The following is an 11,474-nucleotide window of genomic DNA, read 5'->3' as shown; positions in this document are numbered from 1 at the left end:
TCATGACAGGAATCCCGTCTTCCGACACGGAGGTGTCATGGTCAGGCGCGCGATCAGATCACTGCTCTCCCTGCTCCTGCTGGTGGTCGCCGCACTCGCGGGCACGGTCGCCACCGCGGGCACGGCCCACGCGGACGAGTGCTACACCTGGGGGCGCACGCTGTCCTCCGGCATGTCCGGCGCGGACGTGACCCAGTTGCAGATCCGGGTCGCCGGCTACCCCGGCTACGGCGGCGTCCTCGCCGTCGACGGGGCATACGGCCCGGCGACGAAGTCCGCCGTGACCCGCTTCCAGCAGGCGTACGGACTCGCGGCGGACGGCGTCGCCGGCCCCGCCACCTTCTCCAAGCTGTACGCGCTCCAGGACGCCGACTGCACCCCCGCGCACTTCACCTACGCCGAACTCAACAAGTGCAACGGCGACTTCTCCGGCGGAGCCGTCAGCGCGGCCACCGCCAAGGCGAACGCCCTGCGCGCGATGTGGAAACTGGAGGCCCTGCGCCACGCGCTCGGTGACGTACCGATCTCCGTGAGCAGCGGATTCCGCTCCTATGCCTGCAACTCCGCCGTCGGGGGCGCCTCCGACAGCCGCCATCTGTACGGCGACGGCATCGACCTCACCGGATCGCCGTCCCTGTGCACCCTGGCCAAGCAGGCGCGCAACCACGGGTTCAACGGGATCCTCGGCCCCGGCTACCCGGGCCACGGCGACCACGCCCACGTCGACACCCGGGCGTCGCGTTTCTGGTCGGCGAGCAGCTGCGGAATCTGACCGGTTCGGCGACACTGGACGGCATGCCGGACAAGCGCAGCGCTGGGCTCCTTCTCTTCCGCAGGACACCGGACGGCGGCACCGAGGTACTCATCGGTCATATGGGCGGACCCTTCTGGTCCTCGAAGGACGTCTCGGCCTGGTCGATCCCGAAGGGCGAGTACGGCCCCGAGGAGACCCCGGAGGCCGCCGCCCGGCGCGAGTTCGAGGAGGAGCTGGGACTTCCGGCACCGGACGGCGAGCGCATCCCGCTCGGTGAGGCACGGCAGCGGAACGGAAAGACCGTCGTCATCTGGGCGGTCGAGGCGGACCTCGACCCGACGCGGGTCGTGCCGGGCACGTTCACCATGGAGTGGCCGCGCGGATCGGGCGTCCAGCAGGAGTTCCCGGAGATCGACCGGGTCGGCTGGTTCACCCCCGTGGCGGCCGCTCCGCTGCTCGTCGCGGGGCAGCGGGTCTTCCTCGACCGCCTCACCACACACCTGGACGGGCGGGGCGAACCCTGATTGTCAGACCCGTACGAGAGGGTGGGAGTGCCAACCTGTCGAGAGGGAGCCCGACATGACCACGATCACCGCCCGTGAGCGCGCCGCCGCCCAGGCGTACCTCCGTCTGCTGGAGTCCACGCAGGCGGTCCTGACCGACCCGCACCTCGCGCCGTACGCGGGGGCGATGCTCACCCACCCCATGGCCGAGGCCGACGCGGCCCTCCGCGCGGCGGGCCTCTCGGGCAACGAGGCCCACCTCCTCCACCTGGTCTCGGCCCTGCGCACCTCCCCGACGACGGCGGACCACGGCCGGAAGTAGGCCGGCCCCAGCGCCGAGACGGCGACCAACATCGCGATGGCGCTGATCCTCCCGCCGCTCGTCTCCGGCCCCTTCGTCCCCCTGGACTCCAAGCGCGGCCGGTTCCGGCCGATCGTCCCGTACCAGCCGCCCTGCACCCCCGCCATCGAGACCCTGCGAGGACTCCTCCTCGGCACCGAGACCGGCCACAACGGGTGATCACCGTCGACTGGTGCCCGGCACTCACCGTCCTCGGCCACCGCTGGTCGAGGGCGACGTTCGACCGCGACCCCGCGTAGGGGCCCGGCGCCGTGAGCGTGGGCCCACCGCGCGTACGACGAAGGCCACCCGGGAACTCCCGGGTGGCCTTCGCCCTGTCTCCGCGCAGGTCACTCGGCGTAGAAGCCCTGCACGTCCGCGATCAGGTCCGTCGACCCGCCGTGGTTGTAGAAGGTGACCTTGCCGTCCTTGACGGGGACGACGACGAGGTTGGAGACGGTCACCCCGGCCGGCACGTTCAGGTTCGACGCGCTGGTACGGGTGGTGCCGTACGGGTAGGCCGTGACGTAGGTGCTCGCCGTGGTGTTGGTCGCCGTCACGTTGAGCACGACGGCGGTGACGCCGGTGGCGGGGATCCCGTCCTTGCCGGCGACGGTCAGGGTGACCGTCCCGCCCGGCCCCACCTTCGCCTGGGCGACGCCGACGCCGCCGCGGGTGTCCATGAGCCGGGCCGGTGCCAGCGACTTGTAGAGCGACCCCACGTGCGCACCGGTGTAGTAGCCGGCGACGTCGGCGATCAGATCGACCGCGCCGGCGTGGTTGTACAGGTCGACGCCGCCGTCCTTGACGGGCACGACCACCAGGTTCGAACGGGTCTCGCCCGCGGTCGGGTTGAGGTGCGAGCCGACCACCGGCGCGCCGGTCGGCAGGGCCGCGACGAAGGTGCTGCCCGTCACGTTGGTCGCCGTCACGTTGAGGACGACGGCCGTCACGTCGGCGCCGCCCGCGGCGGTGCCCCGGAGGGACAGGTGTGCCCGGGAGCCGCCCTTCACCTGGGCCCGGGGAGCGCCGAGGCCGACGCGGGTGTCGAGGGCACGCCAGGGGGTCATCGGCTGGTACAGAGAGCCCGAGTCGTCCCCTCGCGTGTGGGCACCGGCGACGTCGGCGATGAGGTCGACCGTACCCGCGTGGTTGTGGAAGGTCGCCTTGCCGCGTTCGACCGGGACGATCACCAGGTTGGAGACGGTCTTTCCGGCGGGCACGTTGAGGTTCGACGCGGAGGAGCGGGGGGTGCCCTCCGCGTACGCGGAGACGAACGTGGCCGCCGTCGCGTTGGTCGCGGTGACGTGCAGCGCCACGGCCGTGGTGGTGTACACGTTCACGCCCGGGACGTCCGAGACGTCGACGGTGATCGTGCCCTGCGGGCCCACCTTGCCCTGTGCGGCACCGGTTCCGGAGCGGGTGTCGAGCACGCGCTGGGGCGGCAGACTCGTGAAGGAGCTGTTCGCTGGGGAGGCGCCGCCGCGCAGGACGGTGCCGCCGGTCAGCTTCAGCTCGGCGCCCGCGGCGCCGTCGGGCCGCGCGGTCAGCGTCCAGGCGTACTCCCCGTTGGGCAGCAGCGTGCCGGCCTCGTCCGTGCCGTCCCACCTCAGGTTCAGCCAACGGCCGTCGGTGCCGGAGGCCAGCTCGCTGACCTTGCCGGTACGCAGGTGGCGGGCCGTCAGGGTCCAGGCGCCGAGGGGCCGGGACGGTGTCACCGCCGTGAGGACGGTCGGGTTCGCGGTGTCGCGGGCCCGTACGAGCGGGGCGTCCACACGGGAGAGGACGGTCGGCGGCTGCGGCGCGATGCCGCTGGGGACGACGTGGATCCGCTCCTCGGTGTCCGCGTAGGCGAGGTGTCCGCCGAACCGGTCGACGGACCAGCGGACCCGGCGCTGGGAGGTGCCGGTGTCGGGCAGGTCGCCGACGACACGGCTGACGGCCGGCTGGGAGGGGTCGGTGCCGGTGAGGACGAGCTTGCCGGCGGCCTTGTCGTGGGTGACGACGTAGCCGTCACCGAGCAGCGCCTCGTCGGACGGGACGGCCTGGGACTTCTTCGCCGTACGGTCGTAGACGCCGGCGGGACCGCCCGCGCCGCAGGACCAGTAGAGCCAGCGTCCGGCGGCCTGGAGCTCCTGCGGCACGCACGCGGCACCGGTGTTCAGGGTCTCGACCGTCTCTCCGGTCTTCAGGTCCTTCGCGGTCACCGCGCCCTTCTCGGCGCCGGCGCTCCACAGCCAGGAACCCCACAGGGCGGACGCGACGGGGGCGCGCTCCTCGAGCACCCGCGTCTTCTCGTGGTCCTGCGCCAGCAGCAGGACGCGCTGCTCGGTACCCGAGCGCGTGGTGACGTCCAGCACCAGGTACGGCCCGCTCAGGTCGCGGACGCGGGAGTCGCCGCCCGCGTAGGCGGAGAGGAATCCGCCCTTCTCCCAGCCTTGGACGACGACGTAGCCGTCGCTGCCGCCGATGTGCGTCAGGAAGCGGCCGTCGCCCGTGGGCCAGTACTCGGTACACGCCTGGTCGCCGGCCGGGCACGGGTCCGCCAAGAGGCTCTCGGCGGACCGCTCGCCGGAGGCGAGGGCGCCGCTCGTGCTGAGCTCGCGGCTCCACGCCCGGGAGTACGCCAAGTCGGCGTCGCTGTGGTCGACGACCGCCAACTGCCCCTGGGCGAGGGCGAGACGCTCCACGGGGACCGTCGTGCCGGGGATCCTCTTGACCGTCGTGACCACTGGCCTGCCGTCGGCACCCGGCGCGATGCGCCGCACCGCCCAGTCGGCGCTGCTGGGGCCGCCGACGGTGACGGCGGTGCCGTCGGTGCCGGAGGCGAGGCCGTACGTCTGACCGGTGAAGATGTCGACCGGGTCGCCCCCCTTGATCGGGACGGCCTCGATCCTGCCGTACGGGGCGTGCACGATCCAGTCGCCGACGAGGGACAGGGTCGAGCCGATCGCGACGAGCGGCACCTCGACGAGCGGGGCGGAGGGATTCGTCCGGGAGGCGACGAAGACGGTCTGGTGCGTGTAGTCGCCGAAGAGCAGGACGTGGCTGGGGGAGAGCTTGGCCTGGGTGTAGCCCTCGGGCACGAGCGGCAGGGAGCCCTCGGCCTTGCCGGTCGCGGCGTCGACCAGGGTGTAGCGCCGCTTGCCGTCAGAGGCGGCGCCCTGGAGCACCAGTGAGGACCCGTCGCCCGCGACCGCGGTTCCGAGGTCGGTGCCCTCCGGCTCCTCGACGGTGACGTCGGCGGTGCCGCCGCCGGCCTTGGCGGAGAGGATGTGGGTGCGGCCCGTGGCCGGGTCGTCGGCGACGGCGCGCAGCCCGTAGACGTTCGGCTCCTTCAGCCCCGCCGCCAGGGTCAGGGTGTCCACGGCGCCGTCGGCGTGGCGCAGTTCGACCCGGTCCGCCGCCACGTAGGCGAGGGCGTCGGTCCCGGTCCCGCGGCCCAGACCGGGGGCGTCGCCGAGACCGGGGACCTCGAAGGTCTTGCCGTCCTGGTAGCGCGTCCACACCGGGTTCGGGCCGTTCCCGCTGAGGAAGACCCCCTCGGCTCCGACGCTGTCGGAGTCCCCCTTTTCCGCCTGCCCGTACCAGGACACCCGGTCCCTGCCGGGCGTCTTCTTGACGGCGGCCGGGATCACCAGCTCCTGCGGCGCTCCCGGCTCGTCGGCCACGGCCGGTGACGCGAGCGGTATCAGCGTTCCCGATCCGATGACGAGTCCGAGCGCGGCGATGGAAGCCCTCCGCGCGAGGGCATGACGAACCACGTGGTTCCCTCCCCATTTCCCAGGGCTGTCCCCCGGGCCTGTGCTGCTGCTGGCCGGCCCGCTCGGTCCCCCCGGCGCGGGCGTAAGGAGCGTAACAGCGTGATCACTTCGTCAGCGCCGCTTTTCGAACCGGTTCAGGGCCCTTGCGCGGGGCGCGAGGGGTGCTGGGGGTGTGGCTGAACACCACAGTCGGCCGCTCTGCGTACCAACGACCTGCGAGGAAGCGCCCTGTCTCATCAACCGTCCCTGCCATCGGCTCACCGTCATGGAGACGCCACGTCGCAGCTCCGGAGTGCATTTCGGGTGCGCACGCTGGACCTGTTCGCGCGGAGCGGCTCCCGGCGGGCGGATGCGCTCGGGAGCCGCCGCCGACCCGTTCAGTGCGCGCCGGGGGCCGTACGACCGTCGGCGCTGTAGACCCGCACGCCGCCCACGTACGTCTCGGCCGTGCGGACCGCGTGGAGGTCGGTGGGGGCGATGGCGAACGGGTCGCGGTCCAGGACCGCGAGGTCGGCGAGACGGCCGACCGCGATCACACCGGCGTCGTCCTGGTGGTTGACCCATGCCGAACCGGCCGTGTAGGCGGCGAGCGCGTCACTGAGGGTCAGGCGCTGTTCGGGCAGGAACGGGGGGCGCAGATCCGGTTCTCCCAGCTCCTCCGGCCACACTTGGCGGTTGACGGCGACGTGGATGCCGTGCCAGGGGTCGGGGCTGGAGACGAACCAGTCGCTGCCCGCCGCCAGGACGGCGCCGGCCGCGTGGAGAGCTCCGAAGGGGTACTGGCGCCGCCCCCGTTCCTCGCCGAGGAAGGGCAGCGTCAGCTCGTCCATCGCCGGTTCGTGCGCGGCCCACAGCGGCTGCATGTTCGCGGCGGCGCGCAGGGTGCGGAAGCGCGGGATGTCGTCGGGGTGCACCACCTGGAGGTGGGCCAGGTGGTGGCGCAGGCCGGTGTGGCCGTGCGCGGCCACGGCCGCTTCGAGCGAGTTCAGCGCCTCGCGGACCGCCCGGTCGCCCAGGGCGTGGAAGTGGATCTGGAATCCGCGGCCGTCGAGGGCGATCACGGCGTCGCGGAGCAGGGCCGGGTCGACCATCGAGATCCCGGCGTTGTCGCCCGGGCAGCCGCAGGAGTCCAGATAGGGCTCCAGCATGGCCGCGGAGAAGTTCTCCACCACCCCGTCCTGCATGATCTTGACGCTGCCGGCGGTGAAGCGCCGGCCTCCTGCCGCCTTCTCGCGGCGGGCGAGCAGCGAGTCGATCTGGCCGAGGCCCTGGTCGCGTTCCCACCAGAGCGCTCCCCGCACCCGTGCGGTCAACGAGCCGTCGGCGTCGCAGGCGAGGTAGGTGTCGAGGGGGTCGGGGAAGCCCGCGTACGTGCCGACGAGGGCGTCCTGCCAGCCGGTGATCCCGAGCGAGTGCAGCAGTTCCTGGGCGGCGAGGAGCCCGGCTCGGGCCTCGGCCGCCGAGGCGGGGGGCACGAGGGCGCCGACGATGGTCATGGCGCCCTCGTGCAGGACGCCGGTGGGCTCGCCCGTGGCGTCGCGCTCGATGCGGCCGTCCGCGGGATCGGGTGTGTGCCGGTCGACCCCGGCCAGGGCGAGGGCGCGGGAGTTCACCCACGCCGAGTGTCCGTCGCGGACGGGGAAGTAGGCGGGCCGGTCGGGGAGGAGGTCGTCGAGCTGGTCGCGGTGCGGCAGACCGCCCGGAAAGGCGTCGAAGGACCAGCCGCTGCCCTGGATCCAGGCGGCCCCCGGGTGGGCGGCGGCGTAGGCGGCGATCGTGGCTCGGTAGGCGCGGGCTGTGCGGCCCGCGCTCAGGTCGCATCCGAGCATGCCGATCCCGGCGATCACCGGGTGGACGTGGGCGTCGGTGAACCCGGGCTGCACGAACCGGCCGCCGAGGTCGGTCACCTCGGTGCGCGGGCCGATGTGCTCGCGGACCTCCCGGTCGGTGCCGAGGGCGGTGATCCGGCCGCCGGTGACGGCCAGTGCCGATATCCGGTGGCGTACGGGGGATGCCGTCCAGATGGTGCCGTTGAGGAGGACGAGGTCTGCGTGACGCATGTGCGGGCTCCGGTGGGTGGGATGGAAGGGTTGGAGAGGGCTGGGGCAGGCGTGCCGGCGTACGCGTCCGGGCCGCGGTCAGCCCCCGGTGGCGGCCGGGGCGGGCGCGAGAGGAGCCGGCGCTTGTGTGAAGTAGGCGGCCCTGCGCCGGTAGCGGGTCCACAGGGCGGCGGGGATGCCGAGGGCGATGACGGTGAGCGGCAGGACGGTGAGGAAGCGCCCGTTCTCGGCGTCGAAGGCCAGGTGGTCCACCGAGTTCCACTGCTGGTGGGCCACGAGGCCGCCGAGCAGCAGCAGCGCGATGCCGCCGAGCAGCGGCAGCAGGCCCACCACGAGCATGTCCCGTATCCGGCCTCCCAGTTCGCGGCGGAAGGTGACGACGCAGGCGATGCCGCCGACCCCGTACATCAGCGAGACCAGGATGCCGACGGAGTTGACGACGGCGACGACCACTTCGGACAGCGACCCGGCGGCCAGCCCCGCGAGTGACACCCCGACGGCGAGGGCCGCGATGCGCACGGTGGAGGTGGCCGGCGTGCCCCAGGCGGGATGCAGCCGGGTCCAGCTCGGGCCGAGGACCCCGTCGCGGCCCATGGCGAGCGTGAGCCGGGCCCCCGCGATGACGCTCGACTGCATGCAGGCAACGGTGGCGAAGAGCATCGCGGCGAGGGCGGCGATCGCGCCCGCGGTGCCGTAGAAGGTGCGGGCCAGTTCGGTGACGCCGGACAGCGGGTCCGCGAGCTGTGCGGGCGTGAGGGCGTGCAGGAAGCCGGTGGCCGAGAAGAGGAAGAACCCGGTGGTGACGAGGATCGCGATGATGCCGGCCCGGCCCGGCGAGCGGACCGAGGTCGACTCCTCGACCACGGAGAAGGCGCTCTCCCAGCCCCAGAACATGTACGCCGCCATCACGGTGGCTCCGAGCAGCGTGAGCGTGTCGGGGAAGGCGAACGGCGAGAACCACGAGGCGGAGACGGGGGCCGCGTCACCCCGGACGAAGGCGGTGGCCACGAGGACGGTGACCACGACCGCGGAGACGCCGAGCAGCACGCTCTGCACCGCGGTGGCGCCCCGCACCCCCCGCAGCGCGCTCACGACGATCAGGGCGCTCCACACCAGGCCCGTGGCGGTGACCGCGAGGGCGTCGTCCGGGGAGAGCGCCGTGACGCCTGCCTCCGCGAGCAGTCCGAGGGTGAACTGCCCGGTGAGCTGGCCCGCGTACGACAGGAACAGGATGTTGGTGGCGACCGAGGTCCATCCGGTGAGATAGCCGGTCCAGGGGCCGAGCGCCCGGCGCACCCAGATGTACGCCGTCCCGCAGTTGGGATCGCGGGCGGCGAGCCGGGCGTAGCCCCCGGAGACGGCCAGGATCGGCAGGGCCGCGAGCAGGAAGGCGGCGGGCATCGCGGTGCCGGCGAGCGCGGCGAGGAAGGCGAGGCCGATGCCGACGCTGACGGTGGGGCTGATGTTGGCCAGCGCGATGACCACGCCGTGCCGGGTGCCGAGGGTCTTGCGGAACGCGGCGACGGGCGGCGACGCCTCGCCTGAAGCGGGGATTCCGTGGTCCATGAGCAGCACTCCTCGGTTCGGGGTGCCCCGCAGACAACCGCTCGCCGCACTATTTTGTCAACGGTGTGGGTAAAAAGATTTCACGCCGCCCGGCAGGGCTTGCGGAAGCGCTGCCCGGCCTGGTCTGATCACCTCATGGCAGTACGAGGCAGAGGCCGTCCCCCCAAGGTCGAGCTGGACCTGCGGATCATCGTGGACGCCGCGCTCGCGCTGACCGACGACGAGGGCGCGGCGGCGCTCAGCGTGCGGCGGCTCGCCGCCAGACTGGGCGTCGACCCTTCCGCGCTGTACCGGCACGTCAGGGACAAGGACGAACTCCATCTGGCCCTGGCCGACCGTCTGTTCGAGGAGGCGCTGGCGGGGTTCGAACCCTCGGAGAGCTGGCGCGACACGCTGCGCGACCTCGCGCTGCGCACGCGCGACACGGCGCTGCGCCACCCCGGCGCGGCGGTCTTGGCCACCTACCGCACCACCCGGCGCCCTGCCGAGATGCGGATCGTGGAGCACATCCTGGCCGCCTTCGGCCGGGCCGGCTGCTCCCCCGCGCTGGCCGCCGTACTGCACCGGGTCTACGGGGACTTCTCCCTGGCCTGGGCCGGGATGGACGCCGCGTTCGAGACACTCGACGGGGCGGCCCGTACGGGCGACGAGCAGGCATGGACCCGCGACTACCCCGCGGCCGACCCGATCGCCTTCCCCGCGATCGCGCGGAGTGTGGCCCACATGGCGCGGCTGGACGGGACCACGGTGTTCCTCGCCGCGCTGGACACCCTCTTGGACGGGCTCGAGGCGCGGATCGCGGCGGAGGCCGCGAGCCGACGCCTGGACGCGCCCGCCGAACCGGCGGATCCGACGCCGGCCACACAGCCGCCCCCATAGCCGCGACCGGCACCGGGACGTCCCGGTACTCGGTGGTTGCACTATGCACCATCGCGGGCACCGACTCCCTTCACTCCGAGCGACTCCTACCGTCCCGAGGCCTTCGCCGACCCGACGCAGCGTGCTCTCGAACCGGATGGGTACTTCGACGTGTACGCCGACACCCCCCTGCGTTGTGCGAGCACCCGGACCCATGACGGACCCTCAGCAGCACCCGCCGCCCGTGGGCACTGGCTGTGCAGAAGCGTGGCCACCTGGGCCCGGATCGGACCCCATAGACTCAGCCGGAACCGCATCCGCAGGTGACTGCGTGCGGTCAGCGGCTCATTCCCGGTACGCGTGACGGTCGCATCCCTCGCGAGGCACATGGGCCTACAAGGTGTACACCGCCGCCGTGCACCGGGACAGAACGACAGGAGCGGGCGGCCATCGACATGGGGGCGCATATGAACGGCCGGGACGCGGACACGCAGGGAGCCGGCTGGCAGGAGATCGCGGTACGCCGTTCCCGGATCCGGGGCTGCCTGCTGGGCGGCGCGATCGGCGACGCGCTCGGCAACCCGATCGAGTTCCTCTCCATGACCGCGATCCGGCGCGCGCACGGCGACCTCGGCGTCACCGGCATGGTGCCGGACCAGGAAGGCGTGACCGGCCGTGTCACCGACGACACGCAGATGACGCTGTTCACGGCCGAGGGCCTGATGACTGCGCACGCCCGGGCCTTCGCCAAGGGCATCGGCGGAGCGGAGATCGGCTGCGTCCAGCGGGCGTACCGGCGCTGGCTCGACACCCAGAACCACCCGTCCCCGCCCGCGCCCGCCGTCGGCGACACGGTCCGTACCGGCTGGCTTCGCACGCTGCCCTGGCTGTACGCCCGCCGCGCGCCCGGCAACGCCTGCCTGACCGGCGTCGCGGCCGGGCACGTACCCGACCCCTACGCCCCGCCGGGGGAACCCGGGCCGGTCAACCCGCAGTCCAAGGGGTGCGGCTCGGTGATGCGGTCCGCGCCGTTCGGGCTGACCGGAGAAAGCCCGTCCAGAGCGTTCGCGCTGGCGGCCGCCGCGTCCCGCATCACGCACGGCCACCCCACCGCCGCCCTCTCCTCCGGAGCGTTCGCGGCGATCGTGGCGTACCTGCTCCGGGGCGAGTCCAGGACGGGAGCGGTGCTGCGGGCGATGGAGCTGCTGCGTCGGCACACCGGCCACGAGGAGACCACCGCCGCGCTGCGCGCCGCCGTGGACCTGGCGGAAGAGCCCGGCGCGCCGAGCGCCGAACGGGTGGAGACCCTGGGCGCCGGCTGGGTCGCCGAGGAGGCGCTGGCCATCGCCGTCCACTGCTTCCTCGCCCCGACCGCCTCGGTGGCGGACGCCCTGCTGCTCTCGGTCAACCACTCCGGGGACAGTGACTCCACCGGCTCGATCTGCGGGAACCTGCTGGGCGCCTCGGTGGGCGATGTCCGGCTGCCGCCGCAGTGGCTGCTGCTGACGGAGGGCCGGACGGCGATCTCCCGACTGGCCGAGGACTTCAGCCTGCAGTTCGAGCACGGCGAGCTCCCGCACGGGGTGCCGGTGCACTCCTAGGCAGTGGCTCCCCATGCTCCGAGCGGCG

At 73.0% G+C, this 11,474-nt stretch carries 9 protein-coding genes and 1 pseudogene; 6 read left to right on the top strand and 4 right to left on the bottom strand.

Going from position 1 to position 11,474, the window contains the following annotated elements; translation table 11 throughout:
• Window positions 1–37: 37 nt before the first annotated feature.
• The 4 genes and pseudogenes from ACZ68P_RS14395 to ACZ68P_RS14380 all read left to right on the top strand — a co-directional run.
• Window positions 38–772, top strand: coding sequence for a D-Ala-D-Ala carboxypeptidase family metallohydrolase (locus ACZ68P_RS14395; RefSeq protein ID WP_471005879.1), 735 nt, complete (start codon window positions 38–40; stop codon window positions 770–772).
• 23 nt (window positions 773–795) lie between these two features.
• Window positions 796–1,278, top strand: a complete 483-nt coding sequence (locus ACZ68P_RS14390; RefSeq protein ID WP_365720305.1) for an NUDIX hydrolase — start codon at window positions 796–798, stop codon at window positions 1,276–1,278.
• Window positions 1,279–1,333: 55 nt separating this feature from the next.
• A complete protein-coding gene (locus tag ACZ68P_RS14385) occupies window positions 1,334–1,579 on the top strand; it encodes a hypothetical protein (protein WP_471005877.1) in 246 nt (81 codons plus the stop codon).
• A gap of 6 nt (window positions 1,580–1,585) precedes the next feature.
• Window positions 1,586–1,857, top strand: a pseudogene (locus ACZ68P_RS14380) (ABC transporter permease); the annotation flags it as partial.
• Between the two features lie 90 nt (window positions 1,858–1,947).
• On the opposite strand, the gene ACZ68P_RS14375 reads toward ACZ68P_RS14380, so the two are convergent.
• The 3 genes from ACZ68P_RS14375 to ACZ68P_RS14365 all read right to left on the bottom strand — a co-directional run bounded on the left by ACZ68P_RS14375 (window position 1,948) and on the right by ACZ68P_RS14365 (window position 8,987).
• A complete protein-coding gene (locus ACZ68P_RS14375; RefSeq protein ID WP_471005876.1) occupies window positions 1,948–5,361 on the bottom strand; it encodes a flagellar hook assembly protein FlgD in 3,414 nt (1,137 codons plus the stop codon).
• 377 nt (window positions 5,362–5,738) lie between these two features.
• The gene (locus ACZ68P_RS14370; RefSeq protein ID WP_471005874.1) at window positions 5,739–7,421 is read right to left on the bottom strand and encodes an amidohydrolase; all 1,683 of its coding nucleotides are present in this window, start codon (window positions 7,419–7,421) and stop codon (window positions 5,739–5,741) included.
• Between the two features lie 78 nt (window positions 7,422–7,499).
• Entirely contained in the window at window positions 7,500–8,987 is a 1,488-nt protein-coding gene (locus ACZ68P_RS14365) for an APC family permease (RefSeq protein ID WP_471005873.1), read from the bottom strand.
• A 135-nt stretch (window positions 8,988–9,122) separates the two neighbouring features.
• Here ACZ68P_RS14365 and ACZ68P_RS14360 point away from each other — a divergent pair, with 135 nt between their 5' ends.
• Window positions 9,123–9,866, top strand: coding sequence for a TetR family transcriptional regulator (locus ACZ68P_RS14360; RefSeq protein ID WP_471005871.1), 744 nt, complete (start codon window positions 9,123–9,125; stop codon window positions 9,864–9,866).
• 86 nt (window positions 9,867–9,952) lie between these two features.
• On the opposite strand, the gene ACZ68P_RS14355 is transcribed toward ACZ68P_RS14360, so the two are convergent.
• Entirely contained in the window at window positions 9,953–10,162 is a 210-nt protein-coding gene (locus tag ACZ68P_RS14355; RefSeq protein WP_471006377.1) for a hypothetical protein, read from the bottom strand.
• Between the two features lie 150 nt (window positions 10,163–10,312).
• Between ACZ68P_RS14355 and ACZ68P_RS14350 the strand changes: the two genes are divergently transcribed.
• Window positions 10,313–11,446 (top strand): ADP-ribosylglycohydrolase family protein, encoded by a 1,134-nt coding sequence (locus tag ACZ68P_RS14350; RefSeq protein ID WP_471005869.1) that lies wholly within the window; start codon window positions 10,313–10,315, stop codon window positions 11,444–11,446.
• The last annotated feature ends 28 nt before the right edge of the window (window positions 11,447–11,474 follow it).

It is taken from the genome of Streptomyces sp. NPDC036822 (genome assembly GCF_055609145.1).
This window is presented reverse-complemented; position numbering and strand designations above follow the sequence as displayed.